Genomic DNA, 19,409 nt, shown 5'->3' with positions numbered 1-19,409 from the left:
CGCCAACCTGACTGAAGCGTTTCAAGAAGAAATAGACACTCTGAAATTTGCTCGGCAACTCTACTCGGCACTTCTTCAAAATGACATGTGGCGCGCGTTCACCCGCAATTCAACACGAAGCCTGGACATGGGATTCCTTTCAAGGAATCAAGACTGCGGCGCCTTGAAGCTTGCCGGCGCGCAGGTCCGCCATCGCTTCATTGGCTTGCACCAGCGGATAGGTCGTGACATGAACTTGCGGTGGATGCGTTCGCACGACGTCGAGAAACTCGCGGGCATCTGCGCGGGTCAGGTTCGCGACCGAGACGAGCTGGCGCTCTTCCCAGAGGAGGCGGTAGGGAAAGGCGGGAATGTCGCTCATGTGAATGCCGCCGCAAACGACCCGCCCGCCCTTGCGCACTGCACGCAAGGCGAGGGGCACGAGATCGCCTGCAGGCGCGAAGATGATCGCGGCATCGAGTGGCTCGGCGGGCATCTCGTCCGAGCCTCCGGCCCACACGGCACCGAGCGTCTTGGCGAATGACTGACCTTTCAGGTCGCCCGGTCGCGTGAAAGCGTGAACCTGCCGCCCTTGCGCCACGGCGACCTGAGCGATGAGGTGCGCCGCGGCGCCGAAGCCGTAGATGCCCAGGCGCCGCGCGTCTTCTCCAGCCGCCTTCAGGCTGCGCCAGCCGATCAGTCCGGCGCACATCAGGGGCGCGATGTGCGCAGGGTCTTGCATCGTTGCGCCGAGCGGAAGGCAGAACTCGGCCTCCGCAACCACGTGACTCGCAAAACCGCCATCGCGGTCATAGCCGGTGAAGCGCGGTGTGTCACAGAGGTTCTCGCGCCCGCTGGCGCAGAACGCGCAGTGCCCGCAGGTATGGCCGAGCCAAGGCACGCCGACACGATCGCCGATGCGATGCGCGTGCACGCCGGCACCGATCGCCTCCACCTCGCCGACGATCTCGTGGCCCGGCACGATCGGCAGCGTGTGCATCGGCAGGTCGCCGTCGACCACATGCAAGTCGGTGCGGCAGACCGCACACGCCAGCACGCGGAGGCGCAATTCGCCGGTGGCGGGGTCCGGAAGCGGGCGCTCCTCCAGGCGCAGCGGCTGGCCGGGCGCATGAAGCACCATTGCCCGCATTGCCATCGCTCGTGTCGGATCAAGGCCGCTGAACATCAAACGGTAGAGCTCGAAGCGCCCCCCAACCAACGCCTGAATCGACTCAAATCCCTGTGAAGTGGAGGAAGGGAAAGCGCCATCAGCAACGCGGCCAGCGGGACCACGCAAATGAATCCGACGTACTTGAAGCCGAGGGCCCCGACGACGCCACCCAGCACGAACATGCCGATCAGCCCACCGCACAGCCGCATGCGACTGCGGTTGTGCCTGACGCGGCCTCCCGATTCGTGGCTCTTGCGATTCCAGTAGAGCATCTTGCCGAGTTCCATACCCAGGTCGGTGATGTTGCCCGTCATGTGCGTGGTCCGGATGCTGCCGCCCGAGGTCTTCGATGCCACCGCATTCTGCAACCCCATGATGAATGACAGCAGCAGGACGGTCAGCGGCACGGCAAAGGGCGTGGTCCAGGTCAGCGTGATGGCACCCATCAAGCCGAAAGGGAACATCAGCGCAGCCTCAAGCAGCAGGGGCAGGGCGTAGACCCCGTGGATGCGATGCTGGCGCCCCCAGTTGACCAACATGGCCGTCGTGGCGGCGCCTGTCAGGAACGAGAGGATGGCGCCCATCGCATTCAGCAGCAGCCTCGGATCGCCCAGAGCCGCGCCATCGGCCAGTTGCGACGCGAAGCCGGTCATGTGCGACGTATAGAGATGCAGCACCAGGAAACCGCCAGCGTTCACCGCGCCGGCGTTGAAGGCCAGCAACAGGCCAAGCGCATGGTTCGTCGAAGGCGCACGGTGCCGGTTGGTGAGAAAGCGAAGTCTGCGCATCGAATGGCCAATGGACGAGTTACTTCGATCGTCCGTATTTCGCGGTGAAAGTGGCAGCGCCCAGCTTGTTGGCATTCACCATGAAACCAACCAGCGCCGGCGTGCCTTCGGGTGGAACTTCCAGCTTGTCGGTCTTCAGCGCGTAGACCGTGAAGATATAGCGGTGCGGCTTGTCGCCTGGCGGCGGGCACGCACCACCGAATGCCGGTACGCCGAAGTCATTTCGCACCTGGGCACTTCCAGCCGGGAGACTCTTGCTGTCGACGGTGCCGGCGTCCTCAGGCAGTTCGGTCGCCGTGGCGGGGATGTTGTAGACCACCCAGTGCCACCACCCCGAACCCGTGGGCGCATCGGGGTCGTACACCGTGAGGGCGAAGCTCTTCGTGTCCTTGGGCGCGCCGCTCCACTTCAATGGAGGGGACATGTTCTTCCCTTTGCAGCCGAAGTCGTTGAAGACCTGAGCGTCGGGCAGCGTGCCGCCGGACTTGATGCCCGGACTGCTGAGCGCAAACCCCGCGCCGTTGGCGAGCGGCAGGCAAGACACCAAGGCAATGGCAAGGGTGATCGAACGAAATCTGGGACTCGTCATCGTCTGCTCCTTTTCGGGGGTGCCGCGCGGGCTGTCGAAATCCTACCCTGAACGACAGGAAACGAGACTAGGGCTGCTGCAAACGCAGAAGCAGTTCCGCGCTCGGATAGCCATCCGCGGGTACGCCGATGCTGCGTTGATAACGGCGGACCCCGTCGCGGGTGGCCGGCCCCATGACGCCGTCGGGCGCGCCGCTGGCAAAGCCACGCTGATTGAGGGCGGTCTGCAGTTCGATGATCTGGCTGCGCGAGAGGGTGCCCAGATCCCGTGGCCATGCCGCCTGGACGCCGGGGCCGCCATCCAGCCGTTGTGCGAGAAGGCCCACCGCGAGCGCGTAGCTGGTCGAGTTGTTGTAGCGAAGAATCGCGCGGAAGTTCGGTCCGACCAGGAAGGCCGGCCCGCCCGCGCCCGCGGGCAGGAGGATCGAGCCGTCGGCAAAGTCCGGCAGCGGCTTGCCGTTGATGGCTTGGACCCCTTCGGCGGTCCATTGGGCCGTGGATTGACGAACCGCAGGGTCGGCGCGGCCGTAGTCGAAGCCGGCCGGCAGCCGGATTTCGACGCCCCAGGGCTGGCCTGCCTGCCAGCCCGAGCGCGACAGGAAGTTGGCGGTCGAGGCCGTGACGTCGGCCATGCTGCCCCAGATGTCGCGCCGGCCGTCGCCGTCCGCATCCACCGCGTAGGCCAGGAAGTTCGACGGCAGGAATTGCGTCTGGCCCATGGCGCCGGCCCAGGAGCCGATCATGTGGTCGCGGTCGATGTCGCCGTTGTCGAGGATCTTCAGCGCCGACAGCAACTCGCGGCGTGCCCAGTCCTCGCGGCGTCCTTCGAAGCCCAGGGTTGCCAAAGCGTCGATGGTGGGTGTGCTGCCGTAATTGCCGCCGAAGTTGCTTTCCATGCCCCAGATGGCGACCACGATGCTCGGCGGAACGCCATAGCGGCGAGCGGCGGCATCGGCTTCGTTGCGCACCTGCTGCAGCTTGTCCTGGCCGAGTGCGACCCGTTGGGGTGTCACGGTGTTGTCAAGGTAGTCCCACACCGAGCGCGTGAATTCGGGTTGTGCGCGGTCCAGTTCAATGACGCGCGGCAGGAACTGGACATTGTCGAACGCGATACGCAGCGTCGCTTCGCTGACGCCCGACGCGCGCGCGGATGCGCGGAAATCCGCCACCCATTTGGCGAACTTCTGCTGGACCGCCGCGTCGTCAACGCCTGAGGGCGGCGCTGGAGGAGGCGCTGGCACCGGCGCGGGCCGGGCGCTCGGTGCAGGTGCAGGGGGCTGGGATGTTGCCGCCGGCGGCGTCGAGGCACATCCCGCGAGAAGCGCGATCGCGAGCGTCAAGCAGACGATGCCGGGAAAACGAAGCGACGGGGAGTTGGCTTGTTGCATCCCCCGGATTTTCACCTCCGGGCGATATGGCGATTGCAGTTGCGCGATCCCGTCCGCAGGCGTACACCGCAAGACCCGCGTGCCTTGCGTGGGCAGCCCCATGAGTCCAGTTCCACCGCCCCCGCTCGACGCCTGGCTGTCCGGCACGGTCGCGGTCGACGTCGCCATGGCTGCGCGCGCAACTTCGGATGCGCTGGCATCGAGACGGGCCGAACGCCTCAGCCGATTGCTCATGTCGGCAAGGCGGAAGTCGCCGTTGTACGGCCGGGTGCTCAAGGGCTGCGGCGATCCGGATCGCCTGCGCCTGGAAGACTTGCCGGTCATGCACAAGGCCGACCTCATGAAGCGCTTTGACGATTGGGTCGCCGATCCGGGCCTCCGTCTGGACGCGCTGCGCCGCTTCGTGGCCGATCGCGCCCGGATTGCAGAGCCGTTCGCGGAGCGCTATGTGGTGTGGGAAAGCTCGGGCAGCAGCGGCGAGTCGGGGATCTTCGTGCAGGACACCATGGCGATGGCGGTCTACGACGCACTGGAGGCCGTGCGGCGGCCGGTGCTTCGACCGTTGCAGCGGCTGTTCGACCCGTGGGGCCTGGCGGACCGCATTGCGTTCGTCGGTGCGACCGGAGGTCATTTCGCGAGCACCGTGTCGATCGAGCGGCTTCGGCGCCTCAACCCGGCCTTGTCGGGCCGCCTGCGCGGTATCTCGTTCCTCCAGCCTGTGAAGGACATCGTGGCGGACCTGAATGCGTTCGCGCCGACGATTCTTGCCACGTACCCGAGTGCCGCGGCGCTGCTGGCGGAAGAACGCATGGATGGCCGGCTGCGAACGTCGCCGAGCGAAGTGTGGGTCGGCGGCGAGGACCTTTCGGCGGCCAAGCGCGAATTCGTCCAAGGCGCATTCGGTTGCCCCGTGACCAACAGCTACGGCGCGTCGGAATTCCTCTCGCTGGCATCCGAGTGCGACAGGGGCCACCTGCATCTCAACAGCGATTGGGTCATCCTCGAGACGGTGGATGCGCAGGGCCACGCCGTTGCGCCCGGCAAGGCCGGTGCGACGACCCTGCTCACCAACCTGGCCAACCATGTGCAACCGCTGATCCGCTACGACCTGGGCGATCGTGTCACGGTGCATGCGCACGCCTGTGCCTGCGGCTCCAGCCTGCCCGTGGTCGAGGTGCAGGGCCGCTGCGACGACACGCTGCACCTGGGCCGCGAAGACGCGGGTTCGGTCCGCATGCTGCCCCTCGCGCTCAGCACGATGCTTGAGGAAGATGCCGGCCTGTTCGATTTCCAACTCGTCCAGGAAGGGCCCTGCGAGCTCTTGCTGCGAACCGGCCTGCGCGGCGTCGAGGCCGATCTTGCACTTCGGCGCGCGCACCAGGTGCTCGGCGCGTTCCTCGAATCACAGGGCGCGGTCGGCGTGAACATTCGTTGCCGCAGCGGCGAAGCCGGACGTGTCGGCCGCAGCGGCAAGGTGCAGAGGGTAGTCGCAGGACCGTCCTCCTGAGCGGCGCTCAGAGGGCGTAGGTCACCAGCCTGAAGTCGGGATCCTCGTCGAAGCGCTTGACCGAGAAGCCCAGCTTCTTCATCAGCTTCAACATCTCGGAATTGCTCGTCAGCACCAGGCCGTCGATCTCCGAGAGACCCTTCTCGCGCGCGGCCTCGATGATGCTTTCCATCAGTCGCGACCCGATTCCCTTGCCGCTGAATTCGTCCGCCACCAGCAGCGAGAACTCGCAGCTTTCCTGGTCCGGATTGGTGATGTAGCGCGACACGCCCACGATGCGCTCGGTTTCGTGGATTTCGCCGGCGGCGTCCGTGGTGCGTTCCGAGAACACGGCCACGAGCGCCATCTCCCGGTCGTAGTCGATCAGTGTGAAGCGCGACAACATGGTCGCAGGCAGCTCCTCGAACCAGGACACGAAGCGGAAGTACCGGCTTTGCGGCGACAGGTGCTGCACCAGTTCCTGCAGCATCGGGGCGTCGCCGGGATGAATGGGTCGCACGGTGTACATGCCGCCGCCGGGCATCGGCCAGGTGCGCTCGTGTCGGGCCGGGTAGGGGAGTATCGAGAGGTGGTGGTAGTCGTTCGAGCGCCCGCCGGCCGGGCGCGGCGCGCTGTCGATCAGGATGCGGGCATCCACCGCCACCGCGCCCGAGGCGTCGACGATGATGGGGTTGATGTCCATCTCGCGCAGTTCGGGCAGCTCGCACACCATTTCGGAGACGCGCAGCAACAGCTGCTCGAGCGCCTCCATGTCGACCGCGCTGGCGCCTCGCCACTCTCCCAGGGTCTCGGCCACCCGCGAGCGTGCAATCAGCTGCCGCGCGAGAAAGGTATTGAGCGGCGGCAGCTCCATCGACCGGTCGTTGATGAGCTCGATCATGGTGCCGCCCGCACCGAAGACGATGACGGGGCCGAAGGGCTTGTCGGTCACCAGGCCGACATGGATCTCGCGGCCGCGTTGCGCGCGCGCCATTTTCTGAACCGTCACGCCGTTGACGTGCGCTTCGGGCATCAGTCGCGCCACGCGTTCCACCATGTCGCGGTAGGTGTCGCGCGCGCTGGCGCCGTTCATGATGTTGAGCGCCACGCCGTCCACGTCGGACTTGTGGCTGATGTCGGGCGAATCGATCTTGAGCGCGACCGGAAAGCCGAGCTGCGTCGCGATCATCATGGCCTCGTGGGCGCTGCGCGCCAGCAGGGTCCTCGTGATCGGGATGTGAAAGGCCGAGAGCAGCGTCTTGGACTCCATCTCTGTCAGCACCTTGCGGCGCTCCGCCAGCACGCTCTCGATGACCAGCCGGGCTCCTTCGATGTCGGGCTTGGCCATCGTCGACAACGGCGGCGGAATCTGCTGCAGCAGTTGCTGGTTCTGATAGAAGGCCGCGATGTTGCCGAAGGCGCCGACGGCGGCTTCGGGCGTGCGAAAGCTCGGGATGCCCGCTTCGTTGATGATCGCGCGGCCTTCGCCGACCGAGGCATCACCCATCCAGCACGACAGCAGCGGTTTGCTGATCGAGCCGTGCGCGCTGACAAGGGCGCGTGCCATCGCCGATGCGTCCGTCCGCGTCTTCGGCGAATAGATGGCGAGCAAGCCGTCGACCTGCGGGTCCTTGCCTGCCGCCGCGATGGCCGCCTCGTAGTTCGCCGGGGTGGCTTCTTCGGACAGGTCGACCAGATCGGACAGCGATGCCGAGGCCGGCAACTGGGGCGAGAGGGCGGCGACCGAGGCCGGAGAGAGCTTCGCAAGCTGGAGCGAAATCTCATTCACCCAATCGGCCGCCAGCACGCCGGGGCCGCCCCCGTTGGTGATGATCGCGAGGCGGCGCCCCACGGGCCTATAGCGCGAAGCCAGGCACTTGGCGGCGGAGAACAGTTCCACGAACGAGCGCACCCGCACGGCGCCCGCGCGACGCAGCGCGGCGTCGAACACGTCGTCGCTGCCGACGATGGTGCTGCTGTGCGTCTGGGCGGCCTCGTTGCCGGCGGGTTTGCGGCCGGCTTTCAGCACCACCACCGGCTTGGCGTTGGCCGCGGAACGCAGCGCGCTCATGAAGTGCCGCGCGTTGTTGATGCCTTCGAAGTACACGATGATGCTTTGCGTCTGGGGATCGTGCGCCAGGAAATCCAGCACCTCGGCAATGTCGAGGCTGCTGTGCGAGCCGACGGAGACGACGGCCGAAAACCCCACCATGTTCTTGCGGGCCCAATCCAGCATGGACGCGGTGAGCGCGCCCGACTGCGACACCATCGCCAGCGAGCCGGCCCGGGCCAGGGGGCCGGCGACGCTGGCGTTGAGTTGCAGATGGGGGCGCTGGAATCCCAGGGAGTTGGGACCCAGCAGATGCACGTCCTCGCGCTGCGCGATCTTCTTCAGGGCCGTGGCCTGTCCGTCGTCGATGCCGCTCGAAATCACCAATGCCGCCCTGCAGCGGATGCGCCCGGCGAGTTCCAGGGCCGCGGCGATCTCCTGCGGGGGCAACGCGATGATGGCGAGGTCCGCTCGCGCCTGCGCAAGGTCGGCCAGCGTTCCGCTGGTCTCTATGTCGAGGAAGTGGAGCGTGCCGGCATAGCGCTGGGCGCGCAGTGCGTCCTGCAGCGTGCCGACCAGCGCGCGCGGCGCCGATCCGCCCGATTCGCCGCGGGCGCCGGCAAAGACGACGACCGAGGCAGGGGAAAACAAGGGAGCGAGGTAGTGCTTGTCCATGGGCTCAGTCTGCACGCTCTGGAGGTGCGAGCGGCGAGCCTACCGCGACATGGTTGAAGAAGCAAAAAGCCCCCGGGGTGGACGAAGCCCCCGCCGCCTCGCATCATGTAGACCTGTGCTTCGTCCGGACGGGAGCGCCATGACGACAGATGCCCTGAAGAGTTCGCCCACGCGGCAGACGCTGCCCCCGCAGCCGATCAGCCACGAGGTGCTGCTGGAAAAGTACGCCAAGGACAATGAGCGCAGCATCGACGACGTCCGCCGCCGCGTGGCCCGGGCGATCGCCCAGGCCGAGAAACCCGAGCTGCGCGCGCAGTGGGAGCCTCGCTTCCTGCAAGCGCTGGAGGATGGATTCCTGCCCGCGGGGCGCATCCAGTCGGCGGCCGGCACGGCCTTGTCCGCGACACTGATCAATTGCTTCGTGCAGCCGGTGGGGGACTCCATTGCATCCGACGACGACGGCCATCCCGGTATCTACGTTGCACTCACGGAAGCCGCCGAAACCATGCGCCGGGGCGGCGGCGTCGGCTATGACTTCTCGCGCATCCGGCCGAGCGGCGCCTGGGTCGAGAGCACGCGGTCAAGTGCGTCGGGGCCGGTCTCGTACATGCGTGTCTTCGACCGTTCATGCGAGACGGTCGAGTCCGCCGGTTCGCGCCGGGGCGCCCAGATGGGCGTGCTGCGCTGCGACCATCCGGACATCGAGGAATTCATCCACGCCAAGGATGACGGCGACCTGACCAACTTCAACATCTCGGTCGGCCTGACCGATGCGTTCATGAATGCGGTGCAGGAGGACAAGACCTTCGAACTGGTGCATCGGGCCGCGCCGGGGCCCCGACTGCTGGCCGCGGGCGCGCGCCAGCGCGAGGATGGCTTGTGGGTCTACCGGTCGCTTGCCGCTCGCGCGCTGTGGGACCAGATCATGCGGTCGACCTACGACCATGCCGAGCCGGGCGTTCTTTTCCTGGACCGGATCAATCTCGACAACAACCTGTCCTACTGCGAGAGCATCGCGGCCACCAATCCGTGCGGCGAACAGCCCCTTCCGCCTTACGGCTGCTGCTGCCTCGGGTCCATCGATTTGACGCGCTTCGTGCGCGCGCCCTTCGAAGCGGACGCAAGTTTCGACGAAGAGGCCTTTGCGCGCATGGCGGCCTTGGCGGTGCGCATGCTCGACAACGTACTGGACATCACCTTCTGGCCGCTGGATCGCCAGCGGGAAGAGGCGCGCAACAAGCGGCGCATCGGCCTCGGGTTCACGGGGCTCGGCGACGCGCTGGTGATGCTGAACCTGCGCTACGACAGCGCCGAGGCGCGCAATGCCGCGCGTCGCATCGCCGAAGTGCTGCGCGACGCCGCCTACGGGGCGTCGGTCGAACTCGCGGCGGAGCGGGGCGCCTTTCCGCTGTTCAATGCCGATCTCTACCTCCAGCGCGGCACCTTCGCCTCGCGGCTGCCGGCAGCAGTCAAGGAGCGCATCCGTGCGACCGGCCTGCGCAATTCGCACCTGCTTTCCATCGCGCCCACGGGCACCATCAGCCTCGCCTTCGCGGACAACGTCAGCAACGGGATCGAGCCGGCGTTCTCGTGGACCTACACGCGCCGCAAGCGCACGCCCGATGGCGGGTTCGAGGAACATGCGGTGGAGGATCACGCGTGGCGGCTGTATCGGCACCTCAAGGGCGAGAACGCGCCGCTCACGCAGGCCTTCGTGACGGCGCTTCAGATGAGCGCACAGGCGCATGAGGAAATGGTCGCGGCCGTGGCGCCGCATGTCGACACCGCCATCTCGAAGACGGTGAATGTGCCCGCCGACTATCCCTACGCGGATTTCAAGGACCTGTACCTGCGCGCCTGGAAGTCCGGACTGAAGGGGCTGGCCACCTACCGGCCCAATGCGGTGCTCGGCGCGGTGCTGAGCACGCATGCCCCCGCGAGCGCGCAGCAGCCCATGACGATCGACGCCGGGCCGTTGAACGAGCGCCTGCTGCTCGAGCGCATGCCGCAGCCGGTGCTGGCATCGCTGCGCTGGCCTGGGCGTCCGGATTTGCCGGCAGGGAATGCGGCATGGTCGTACATGGTTCGCCATCCCTACGGCGAGTTCGCGCTTTTCATCGGCGAACTGCCGGAAGACGGCAAGCCGGCCCCGTTCGAGGTCTGGGTCAATGGGGCTGAGCAGCCCCGCGGCCTCGGCGCGCTGGCGAAAACACTGTCGATGGACCTGCGCGCGAAAGACCCGACGTGGATGCGCCTCAAGCTCGACGTGCTGACCACCGTCCAGGAAGAACGCTCCTTCGAGATGCCTTTCCCGCCGAATGGGGAGATGCGGCGCTTTCCCGGCGTGGTGGCGGCCACCGCGGCGGTGATCCGCTGGCGCTGCGACCAGTTGGGCCTGTGGCAGGGCGAGGAGCGCGCGGCCACGCCGGTCATCGACGCCCTGTTCAGCCGGGACGAACCGCAGACCGGACCGAACGGAACGCTCGCCTGGGCGGTGGACGTCCACAATCCGGCGAGCGATGAGACATTCACGCTGATGCTCAAGGAAGTCCTGCTGCCGGACGGGCAGGGCGGCAAGGTCGCTCGGCCTTGCGCGCTGGGTCTTTCAGGCAACTACCCGAGGGCACTGGACGGCCTGGTGCGTATTCTTTCGTTGGACATGCGCGTGCTCGACCCGGCATGGATCGGCATGAAGTTGCGAAAGCTGCTGAACTACGCGGAACCGCTGGGGCACTTTCTGGCGTTCGTTCCGGGGTTGCCGAGCGGCGCCCAGCGGCAGCAGGTCTGGCCATCGACCGTGGCTTACGTCGCGCGGCTGATCATCCATCGCTACGCCATGCTGGGCGTGCTGGACGCCGACGGATGCCCCCTGAGGGCGATGGGCATCCTGCAGGCGCCGGCGACCATGTCCGACCAGCCGCCGCCGATGCCCGGCGCGCTGTGCCCAGAATGCGGCAACGCCACGATGATCCAGAAGGACGGATGCGACTTCTGCACGGCATGCGGCCACATCGGAAGTTGCGGCTAGCAAGGGTGGTCCCTATGACGAAGCCTGTTGATCCCGCTGACCCTCCGACGAACCCGCAACGCATCGACGTGTGCAACGGCGATGCCGACGGCTTGTGCGCCGCGGTGCAATGGCACCTGCACGATCCGTCGCCTGCCGTGCTGGTGACGGGTTTGAAGCACGACATCGCCTTGCTTGCGCAAGTGCGCGCGCAAGCCGGCGACGAGGTCAACGTCTTCGATCTTTCGATGCAGCGCAATCACGCCGACCTGCTTCGGCTGCTCGACGCCGGTGTTCGCGTGCGCTACTTCGATCATCACGCAGTGCAGCGCGTTCCTGACCATCCGCTGCTCGAAGCGCACATCGATGGCGCGAGCGACGTCTGCACCAGTCTGCTCGTCGATCGTCATCTCGGCGGTGCGTTTCGTGCCTGGGCGTTGGTGGGCGCCTACGGAGACAACCTGGCGATGGCGGCGGAGCGCCTGTTCCAGGGCGCCGGCTTCGACACGGGGGATTGCGCGTTGCTTCGTCGCCTCGGCGAGGCGATCAACTACAACGCCTACGGCGAGGACGAGCGCGATGTGTGCATCGCGCCGCGGCGCCTGTACGAAATCATGCTGCGCTATCCGGATCCGCGAGACATGCTTGCGCACGAAGCCGTCGTCGACGAGATCGATGTCATGCGTCGCAAGGATCTCCGGCAGGCCTTCGTGGTGCCTCCGCTGTGCCAGGGGGCGCTCGCCAGCGCGCACCTTCTTCCCGATGCGCCCTGGAGCCGGCGCGTGCTCGGCTGCTTCGCCAATGAACTCGCGAATGCCGAGCCCCAGCGCGCGCACGCGGTGCTGAAGGCGCAAGGCAACGGCTATGCCGTCAGCGTGCGCGCACCGCTGGCTTCGCCGTGGGGCGCGCACGAGCTGTGCCACGAATTCGGCGGCGGTGGTCGCGCCCGGGCCGCAGGCATCGACGGGCTCGCGCTGGACGAACTGCCGCGTTTCGTCGAGGCCTTTGCGAAGAAGCGCTGGAGGGAGCCGCCGCCGGCGGATTCCAGTTGAAGCCTTGGGGCCCCATTGCCCCCATATATTCAGGGTTTGTCGCCCGCGCCAATAATCCCCGGCGGCCGGGCATGTCCTGGTCTTCTGCCTTTTTTCCGAGATCCTTGATGCTTGAGATTGATTTGTCGACGCAAGCCGACGCGGTTCGCAACACGCTTGCGACTCACGGAATTCACCGTGCGCTGGCGCTGCTCAACGACCGGACGCAGTATCGGTACACAGGCCTTTACAAGCTGGTCGGCGAGACGATGCGCGCGGCCTACGTCTTCGACCGCAGCGCTGAATATCGCACCTGGCTGAAGGTCGTTCCTCTCAGCAAGAGCCTTTGCCGGTTTGCGATCGAGAAGGGGGAATTCCTGACCAGTCACGCCTCCAAGGACCTGCTCCTGGCGGACCACCCCCATGCCGGTCTCATCGAGTCCTACTACGGGCGCTTGCTCAAGCGCCGCGACGGAACGCCTTATGGCACGTTCATTCATTTCGATCTGGAGCCGCGAAGCATCTCCCCGAGGGAATTGATGTTTCTCCAGGAAGTGACACCCCTTTTTCTGGACTACGTCGACTGAATTCGAACTGCTGTAAGTTGAAACTTACTATGAATCGAGATTCATAAAGATTTTCAATCCTTGCTGCCTGGGTTTTTGTACTGCCCACTGTGGCAGTTGAGGTACGGGCGCGCACTTTTGTCGGGCCGAACTCGGTGCCGCCTTCGACCGCAGGAGGCTCACGATGGGTATGAACCGAAGGCAATTCTTCCGCGTCAGCGGCGCGGGGCTGGCGGCATCCAGCCCGGTCGCACTCGGCTTTTCGACGACGCTGGCACTGGCGGAGGCGCGCAACACGTGCCGTGCTGCTCCGTCGGCTGCGGAGTCATCATGTACAGGCTGGGCGACGAGGCGAAGAACGTCACCTCATCGATCATTCGCATCGAGGGCGATCCGGACCATCCTGTGAATCGCGGCACGCTCTGTCCGAAGGGCGCCGGGTTGCTCTACTTCGTGCACAGCCCGAGCCGGCTCAGGTACCCGGAGATGCGTGAGCCCGGCAGCAGCGAATGGAAGCGGGTCTCGTGGGACGAGGCCATGTCGCGCATCGCCAAGTTGATGAAGGCCGACCGCGACGCGAACTTCATCGCCAGGAACGACGACGGCCAACTGGTCAACCGCTGGCTCAGCACCGGCATGCTGTGCGCCTCCGCATCCTCCAACGAAACGGGCTACGTCACCCACAAGGCGATGCGCTCGATGGGGATGCTGGTCTTCGACAACCAGGCGCGCGCTTGACACGGACCGACGGTGGCCAGTCTGGCCCCGACGTTCGGACGCGGCGCGATGACGAACCACTGGGTGGACATCAAGAACGCTGATCCTGTCCTGATCATGGGTGGCAACGCGGCCGAGGCGCACCCCTGCGGCGTCAAGTGGGGGATCGAGGCCAAGCATCACAACAAGGCGAAGCTCGTGGTCGTCGACCCGCGCTTCACGCGCTCGGCGGCCATGAGCGACTTCTACGCGCCGATCCGCGCGGGCAGCGACATCGCGTTCCTTGGAGGCGTCATCAACTATCTGCTGAGCAACAACAAGCTGCAGCAGGACTACGTCAGGAATTACACCAACGCGTCGTTCAACGTCGGCGAGCAAGATCACCGGCACGCCGAAGGACAAGTTCCTCTAGGTGTGCGAAATGGTCGCGACCGCCGCCGTGCCAAACAAGGCCATGACAATCATGTATGCGCTTGGGTGGACGCAGCACAGCCAGGGATCGCAGATGATCCGCACCGCTGCGATCGTTCAATTGCTGCTCGGCAACGTCGGCATCGCCGGCGGCGGCATGAACGCCTTGCGGGGACACAGCAACATCCAGGGCCTGACCGACCTGGGGTTACACGCACGTGATGTCGTGCTGCAGCACGGCGACAAGCCGGAGCTCTATCACGGGCTGCCCTCCGATCCGAAGATCAGCCCATGGATGTCGCTGTGGAAGGGCGCCGCCAAGCCGCTCGCGCTGGCCGCAATTGGTCGGCGCGGCGGTGGTGGGCTTCTTCCAGTACAACAAGACCGGTCCGCCGGAGTGCTGGAAACGAACCCGCTTCTGGAGGAGAAGCCAGAGCTGGTTCACCTCGATCCGTACGGCAAGGGATGGCTTGCGCGACTGCGCTTGCGGAACTTTCAGGCTAACTTGCCGCAACTCGTGCAGGGCGCGCAAGTCGCCCGCGCGATGGGGCGGCATGCCGAATCGGTGAAGGACCTGTCGTGAGCGCACCCGCAGACAACACGGCGGCTGGACTCGCCATCCTGCTGGGCGAGCGAGCCCGACGCGCCGCACCGTCTGGCAACGCCGTTCTTTCACGCGGCAGCGCTCGATCTCCCGGTGGAGGTCTACTTCACGGCGCGGAGCGTGCTGCTGCTGCAAGCAGGTGTGGCCGCATCGCTGCGGCCATCCAGCCATCCGAAGACTGTCTACGACTCGATGCAGGAAGAAGCTGGGCCCTGTCTTCTACGCCTGTTCCGATGCCTTGCAGGCGCATGGACTTGATGCTGCGCAACTGATTCCGGAATGTGCGGGCCGCGGCGGCGCCGTGCAGTTCCTGGACCGCGCGAGCGATCTCCGCTGGCGCACCATGGTGTTCTAGTCGCCTGTCGATCTAGAAGCGATAAGCGAGGTTGAGAGCGGTTGCCAATGTACGCAGCTTGACCTCGGTCATCGTCTTCACAGGGACCCCGAGCGAGGTGTTGACGGCGTCGACCGTCACATCGGTGGTGAGCGGCGCGTAACTGAGCGACGCGAAAAGCGACCAATGCTCGTCAAGCCGGTAGCTCAACCCGGCACTCAGGACCGGATTCCAGGACGGGCTTCCGGAAACGCCGGTCACGGAAGCGGGTCCATAGCTCGCAGCCTGGAAGGCGGCATTGGTGATGTGCGGGTTGCGGAACCATGTGTAGTTGAACCCGAGGCCGACATAGGGCCGCAGCGTTTGACCGGGCTCGCCGAAGTTGTACTTCGCGAGCACGGTCGGACTGATCTGTTGCGCTTCGCCGAGCACGCCGAATACAGCGACCTGACCGGTGCCTTCGAACTTGTGGGTGGGCGGGATGCCCAGGGCCAACTGCGTCGAGAACTGGTCCGTCCAGAAGTGCTCGTAGGCCAGCAGGACAGTCCCTGCGCCCTGTACCTTCACGCCGGTACCGGCTTGCGGCTGGTACACGGGCACGCCTCCGACTTGAACCAGCGTCGTGGGTCCACTGGAGCTCCGCGGGCTCAGGTAGACCCAGCCGATCGAAAAGACGTTGCTGCCTGCGGAGTCGGCGTGTGCTGCGCATGCGGCCATTGCCATGCCGAGCGCGACGACACGGAGGATGACGCATCGGTGCGATGCGGGTCGGGACTTCGTCATGGCCAGTCCTCCTGTGCTTGCTGAATTAGCTGTGATGGCATTCTGGGTGTGTTTGGCCTGCTGGGGATCACCAACTGTGGGGAGTGATCGATGGGATGCTCCGCATGCGGCAGTTGACGCGCACGGGCAGTACGGCGAGCATTCGCCTACAACTGTGGGGGGTGGAACGATGCAAGACGACTTCGACCGCGCGCAATACCTCGCGAAGCTCGGTGCTCCGCTGGAAGCCCAGGCCATGGCGCTTCTGCTGGGTTGGTCGCGAGCAAGACAAACCCGCGAAAAGGAGGTGCGCAACTTCCTGGAAGTTTCCAAGTGGGCCGCAAGTGATGCGGGTTCCTACCCTATGCTTCCGGAAATCAAGCAGTGGCTTGAACTCGAAAACATGCTCCCCCCGGCGCTCAGAGTTTGCGGAGATTCGGGTGACACGCCGGTGGCGAAGACAGACCCCGGAAAGCCGTTGGTGCCACGGACCGTGGAGGCCATCACGTCGTGGATGACCTCTCCACTTCCTTTCGCAAAGGCACTGGAGATTGCGGATTTTCCGAGGCGCTGGGGCGAGGCAACGCCCCAGATCACCAAACTGCACTTCGACGATCTTTGTAGCGAAGGTTCACTCTGGCGAGGTCGCCTGACAAAGTGCACCGATCTCGGAAAACCCCTCGTCACCGGGCTGAAGACGGAGGAGACGATAGAAATTACCGCCGAGGGCAGCGATGCGCCGGATGGAAGCGGCCATCGCCGCTACAGCTATGTTTTCGTGTCAGCCGTCCACGGTCCGGACATGCTGACTTTGGTAGAGGACACGGGATGGATCGAACTTAGCGGCGATGCATCTGGTACACAACTTCGACTGCAGAAGCGAGCTGCCGTACTGCGCCCAGTCAAGGACGACTACGCCGCCATCCTTTCGGCGGCCTTCGTGGCCGAGCTTTGGTTATGGGCAACCGGCTTCTTCGAGGCGGCAGGAGCCCAGCCGCCAATCTTGAAGTGCCCCGAGCCGCCAAAATGGGAAAAGAAGATTTCCCCCCAGAGCAACGAGGCCAGCGTGGCCGTGCTTGGGGGTGGTCCTGCAGGGCTGGCGTGTGCGTGGCTTCTTTCCAATCCAATCTTGCAGTCCGGAAAGCCGGCCTGGACTTCAGGTAGTGGCCTGAAGGTGAAAGTAGCGCTCGTCGAAAAAGATTGTCGCTTGGGCGGGAAGGCGGCTAGCGGACGGCGCACCGACAACGAGAAGTACCGAATCGAAGAGCACGGCCTTCATGTGGCCATGGGTTTCTATGCCAACCTGCCTGCGATTCTGGAGTCAGTTGGTGCCGCAGACACGCTCCAGGACCTTTCGAACATGCGGGTTCCGTACGAGAAAGCGGGCAATCCTGCGAGGCCATGGGAACTGCCGTTCGAACCTTGGAAGAAATGTGACTGCCGCAATCCAGCCACGCTCAAGGAATGGCTGGTGCTAAACACCAAGCGTGAGTCAAGCTTTAGTGAGAAGGCCAAAAAAGAAGCGGCAGCATTTGAACTTTCGACGAATCGACCGCGACCGCTGTTGAGAACGTTCACGCTCATCGCGCGACAAATTTCCCTGCTGGAGGCGCCGCCTTTCATTCCGATCGTCACATGGCAACTGGTGGCGATGATGCTCAACTGGCTACTATCGCGCCTTTTCTGGGCCGAGCTGACCTTGGGTTACCGACTCGAAATGCTCGACGACCCCATTCATCCGGAAACTGAAAAGAGCTTCGTTTCGTCTCCTCCTCTCGAAAGCGACGTGGCGCCGATGGCGCGCTTGTTTCGATGGTTTGCTCGATTTGCGCTACCCGCCGATGACGAAAACCCAAAGATTCGCCTGGCCAGCGAGGTGGTGGAGCTCGCCACGACGATTGCCATTGGACTCGACGAGGTGCAGCTCTTTCCACGCTGGGCTGTCGATGACCCGCGTAACCTCCCCGGAGAGCTCTATGGTTGCTGGATTCGGGCCCTTCAACTCCAGGATGCGAGGTCGATCGATGCTTGGCTGATACGGTATGGCGTGGCTGAAGGATTCTCAGGTCGGAGTCGGATCCTGGCCGCAGTCACTGCAGGACTATTCACCACGCCGGACCAGATCGCGGCGGGCACCTTCATCAATGGATTGGCTCGCCTTGTGCTCACTTATGAACTGGCGCCGTACCAGCGAATGCTTGGAGGAACCGGCGAGGCAATCATCGGTCCGATCTATGAGAGTCTTCGAGACAGCAGCGTCGAAATACTGTTGGGCACCGAAGTGACCGGTGTCACCATCGAAAGCAAGTGCCTCAAATTCGTGACGCTCCTGCAGACGAAGAACTGCAAGACTGACGCGAATTTCGGCATCTGGCCGGCAGACGCAACCGATAGGCGCCGTGGATGGCGCGTCGATCTCCAATACGACAAGGTCAACGAAATGCACATCCGTCCCTTTGACGCGTGTGTGCTCGCGATACCTCCGTTTCAGGGGAGCGTCCCTGGGCTTCCGGCTGATCTCGCCGAAAAGCTCGAAGATATCCACAGCCGTGCCACTATTGGCCTGCAGAACTGGACGAATGGCGATCCACGCTTCGAGCACGCGATCATCTCTGCGCTCAAAGGAACGCTTCCGTGCACGGCTTCGATGGATCATCTCAAGGAGGGCGCCGACAACGGGGGTAGTGAGTCCGCGGATACCTACCGCCATCCTCCGATATATGCGTGCGGCGACGTCGATGACGATGTGGCTCGTCAATGGGGCAAATCTAACGTCGAGCTCGACAAGTGGCTCGAGCAAAACCAAAGCATGCTCCAAGACGGCATCCGGGCCCATGCGCCATTTTTAATTGTGAACGACAAGGAAAGCGCGCGTTATGTCTGCGCCGACGTTGAGACGCAAAAAGCACGACTCTACGTATACGAAACTGATGTCGAAAACCTCTGGCTTGCCGGCGACTGGACCCGCTCCGCGCTCTCCTGTGGCTCGATCGAAGCCGCGATCACGTCCGGCCTGGAAGCGGCACGGGACGTCCTCCAGGCATTGGGGTGCAAGGTCGATTTCCCGATCGTCGGGGCAATCTTCGAAAGGCAACCATGAATCCCTTGCACACCCGTGTCGTCGGCGCCTTCAACGAATTGGGTTACCTGGCCTCGTTCGGGTCGGTCGCGACCAAGCTGAATATCGACGTCAAGACCCTCTATCACCTCTACCCTAGCCGCGAAGCGCTGGGAGAGGAGTGGTTTTCATCAGAGGTTCCCGACGTGCCATTGGATCCCGGCCTGCATGGTGCCTTCACGGGCTTCATGCTTCCGACCTTGCGTAACTTGGAAGACTACCGGGACTTCAGTCGGGCCTGGATCGCGGCGCTCAGGGCCATGGGCTTGCTCCATTTGCCGCAACTGCGCACCTTGCGCGATTCGGTTGCCGACAACTACTTTATCGTCTGGCTCGATGCGAACCACTCCAATCTCAGCTTTCCGCCCAATGTCCGCTACGAGGACGTTCGCGTGGAACTGGCTGACGCACTCGTTGCGCTGGCGCTGGCGCTTATCAACTACTGGGAAGCGGACCGCTCCCTCATGTACGCCCACACGTTGAAACTGGTCGACGCCATTGGCTACCTGCTCGACGCGCTCCTGATACGACGGGCCGACTTCGGACACGCGGGCCTGCTGGTGCACCTACATTGCCTCTACGCCCAACAGCAGGAGCAGTTCATCAGGCCCGTCCTCGACATTCTCCTGAAACCCGAGCGGGCAGGGCGATTTGCGGATCCGCTCAGCCTGCTCGAGGTGTTGCGCACCTTTCATCCCTCACCAGCGCAACGGACGTGAACGCGCACGCGCCTC

General features: G+C 64.6%; 13 protein-coding genes and 1 pseudogene. 8 read left to right on the top strand and 6 right to left on the bottom strand.

Features of this window, described 5'->3' with window-relative positions; all coding sequences use genetic code 11:
- Nucleotides 1-139: 139 nt before the first annotated feature.
- From AC1DHL_RS03795 to AC1DHL_RS03780, 4 genes are all read right to left on the bottom strand, one after another.
- Nucleotides 140-1,129 carry a zinc-dependent alcohol dehydrogenase family protein gene (locus AC1DHL_RS03795; RefSeq protein ID WP_478160702.1) on the bottom strand — a complete coding sequence of 330 codons (990 nt, stop codon included), beginning with the start codon at nt 1,127-1,129 and terminating at the stop codon, nt 140-142.
- A gap of 35 nt (nt 1,130-1,164) precedes the next feature.
- Nucleotides 1,165-1,938 (bottom strand): YoaK family protein, encoded by a 774-nt coding sequence (locus AC1DHL_RS03790; RefSeq protein ID WP_478100250.1) that lies wholly within the window; start codon nt 1,936-1,938, stop codon nt 1,165-1,167.
- A gap of 19 nt (nt 1,939-1,957) precedes the next feature.
- Nucleotides 1,958-2,527 (bottom strand): YbhB/YbcL family Raf kinase inhibitor-like protein, encoded by a 570-nt coding sequence (locus AC1DHL_RS03785; RefSeq protein ID WP_478160700.1) that lies wholly within the window; start codon nt 2,525-2,527, stop codon nt 1,958-1,960.
- Between the two features lie 67 nt (nt 2,528-2,594).
- A complete protein-coding gene (locus tag AC1DHL_RS03780; protein WP_478160698.1) occupies nt 2,595-3,914 on the bottom strand; it encodes a lytic murein transglycosylase in 1,320 nt (439 codons plus the stop codon).
- Between the two features lie 100 nt (nt 3,915-4,014).
- On the opposite strand from AC1DHL_RS03780, the gene AC1DHL_RS03775 reads away from it, so the two are divergent.
- The gene (locus tag AC1DHL_RS03775) at nt 4,015-5,421 is read left to right on the top strand and encodes a phenylacetate--CoA ligase family protein (RefSeq protein ID WP_478100246.1); all 1,407 of its coding nucleotides are present in this window, start codon (nt 4,015-4,017) and stop codon (nt 5,419-5,421) included.
- A gap of 7 nt (nt 5,422-5,428) precedes the next feature.
- Here AC1DHL_RS03775 and AC1DHL_RS03770 read toward each other — a convergent pair whose 3' ends face one another.
- Entirely contained in the window at nt 5,429-8,125 is a 2,697-nt protein-coding gene (locus AC1DHL_RS03770) for a bifunctional acetate--CoA ligase family protein/GNAT family N-acetyltransferase (protein WP_478160696.1), read from the bottom strand.
- A gap of 139 nt (nt 8,126-8,264) precedes the next feature.
- Here AC1DHL_RS03770 and AC1DHL_RS03765 point away from each other — a divergent pair, with 139 nt between their 5' ends.
- The 5 genes and pseudogenes from AC1DHL_RS03765 to AC1DHL_RS03745 all read left to right on the top strand — a co-directional run bounded on the left by AC1DHL_RS03765 (nt 8,265) and on the right by AC1DHL_RS03745 (nt 14,440).
- A complete protein-coding gene (locus AC1DHL_RS03765) occupies nt 8,265-11,153 on the top strand; it encodes an adenosylcobalamin-dependent ribonucleoside-diphosphate reductase (RefSeq protein WP_478160694.1) in 2,889 nt (962 codons plus the stop codon).
- A 14-nt stretch (nt 11,154-11,167) separates the two neighbouring features.
- On the top strand, nt 11,168-12,184 hold the full coding sequence (locus tag AC1DHL_RS03760; RefSeq protein WP_478160692.1) for a DHHA1 domain-containing protein: 1,017 nt from the start codon (nt 11,168-11,170) through the stop codon (nt 12,182-12,184).
- 107 nt (nt 12,185-12,291) lie between these two features.
- Nucleotides 12,292-12,750: a hypothetical protein gene (locus AC1DHL_RS03755; RefSeq protein WP_478100239.1), complete on the top strand. Its 459-nt coding sequence runs from the start codon at nt 12,292-12,294 to the stop codon at nt 12,748-12,750.
- A gap of 163 nt (nt 12,751-12,913) precedes the next feature.
- Nucleotides 12,914-14,068 (top strand): annotated as a pseudogene (locus AC1DHL_RS03750) (molybdopterin-dependent oxidoreductase); the annotation flags it as partial.
- Nucleotides 14,069-14,152: 84 nt separating this feature from the next.
- A complete protein-coding gene (locus AC1DHL_RS03745) occupies nt 14,153-14,440 on the top strand; it encodes a biotin/lipoyl attachment domain-containing protein (RefSeq protein WP_478100386.1) in 288 nt (95 codons plus the stop codon).
- Between the two features lie 388 nt (nt 14,441-14,828).
- Here the strand turns inward: AC1DHL_RS03745 and AC1DHL_RS03740 are convergent, their stop codons facing one another.
- Entirely contained in the window at nt 14,829-15,578 is a 750-nt protein-coding gene (locus AC1DHL_RS03740) for an OmpW/AlkL family protein (protein WP_478100237.1), read from the bottom strand.
- Between the two features lie 169 nt (nt 15,579-15,747).
- On the opposite strand from AC1DHL_RS03740, the gene AC1DHL_RS03735 reads away from it, so the two are divergent.
- Both AC1DHL_RS03735 and AC1DHL_RS03730 read left to right on the top strand, forming a co-directional pair.
- Nucleotides 15,748-18,657, top strand: coding sequence for an FAD-dependent oxidoreductase (locus AC1DHL_RS03735; RefSeq protein WP_478100235.1), 2,910 nt, complete (start codon nt 15,748-15,750; stop codon nt 18,655-18,657).
- Nucleotides 18,654-19,394, top strand: a complete 741-nt coding sequence (locus AC1DHL_RS03730; protein WP_478160690.1) for a hypothetical protein — start codon at nt 18,654-18,656, stop codon at nt 19,392-19,394. Before AC1DHL_RS03735 ends, AC1DHL_RS03730 begins: the two co-directional genes overlap by 4 nt.
- The last annotated feature ends 15 nt before the right edge of the window (nt 19,395-19,409 follow it).

The organism is Variovorax sp. 10L426 (genome assembly GCF_056395305.1).
Note: the sequence above shows the minus strand (reverse complement) of the source record. Positions and strands in the feature narration are given on the sequence as shown.

Bases quoted from the DNA above. Each gene is read 5' to 3' on its own strand.
- AC1DHL_RS03795 (WP_478160702.1), bottom strand. From the start codon at position 1,129: ATGCGGGCAATGGTGCTTCATGCGCCCGGCCAGCCGCTGCGCCTGGAG.
- AC1DHL_RS03790 (WP_478100250.1), bottom strand. From the start codon at position 1,938: ATGCGCAGACTTCGCTTTCTCACCAACCGGCACCGTGCGCCTTCGACG.
- AC1DHL_RS03785 (WP_478160700.1), bottom strand. From the start codon at position 2,527: ATGACGAGTCCCAGATTTCGTTCGATCACCCTTGCCATTGCCTTGGTG.
- AC1DHL_RS03780 (WP_478160698.1), bottom strand. From the start codon at position 3,914: ATGCAACAAGCCAACTCCCCGTCGCTTCGTTTTCCCGGCATCGTCTGC.
- AC1DHL_RS03775 (WP_478100246.1), top strand. From the start codon at position 4,015: ATGAGTCCAGTTCCACCGCCCCCGCTCGACGCCTGGCTGTCCGGCACG.
- AC1DHL_RS03770 (WP_478160696.1), bottom strand. From the start codon at position 8,125: ATGGACAAGCACTACCTCGCTCCCTTGTTTTCCCCTGCCTCGGTCGTC.
- AC1DHL_RS03765 (WP_478160694.1), top strand. From the start codon at position 8,265: ATGACGACAGATGCCCTGAAGAGTTCGCCCACGCGGCAGACGCTGCCC.
- AC1DHL_RS03760 (WP_478160692.1), top strand. From the start codon at position 11,168: ATGACGAAGCCTGTTGATCCCGCTGACCCTCCGACGAACCCGCAACGC.
- AC1DHL_RS03755 (WP_478100239.1), top strand. From the start codon at position 12,292: ATGCTTGAGATTGATTTGTCGACGCAAGCCGACGCGGTTCGCAACACG.
- AC1DHL_RS03745 (WP_478100386.1), top strand. From the start codon at position 14,153: ATGTCGCTGTGGAAGGGCGCCGCCAAGCCGCTCGCGCTGGCCGCAATT.
- AC1DHL_RS03740 (WP_478100237.1), bottom strand. From the start codon at position 15,578: ATGACGAAGTCCCGACCCGCATCGCACCGATGCGTCATCCTCCGTGTC.
- AC1DHL_RS03735 (WP_478100235.1), top strand. From the start codon at position 15,748: ATGCAAGACGACTTCGACCGCGCGCAATACCTCGCGAAGCTCGGTGCT.
- AC1DHL_RS03730 (WP_478160690.1), top strand. From the start codon at position 18,654: ATGAATCCCTTGCACACCCGTGTCGTCGGCGCCTTCAACGAATTGGGT.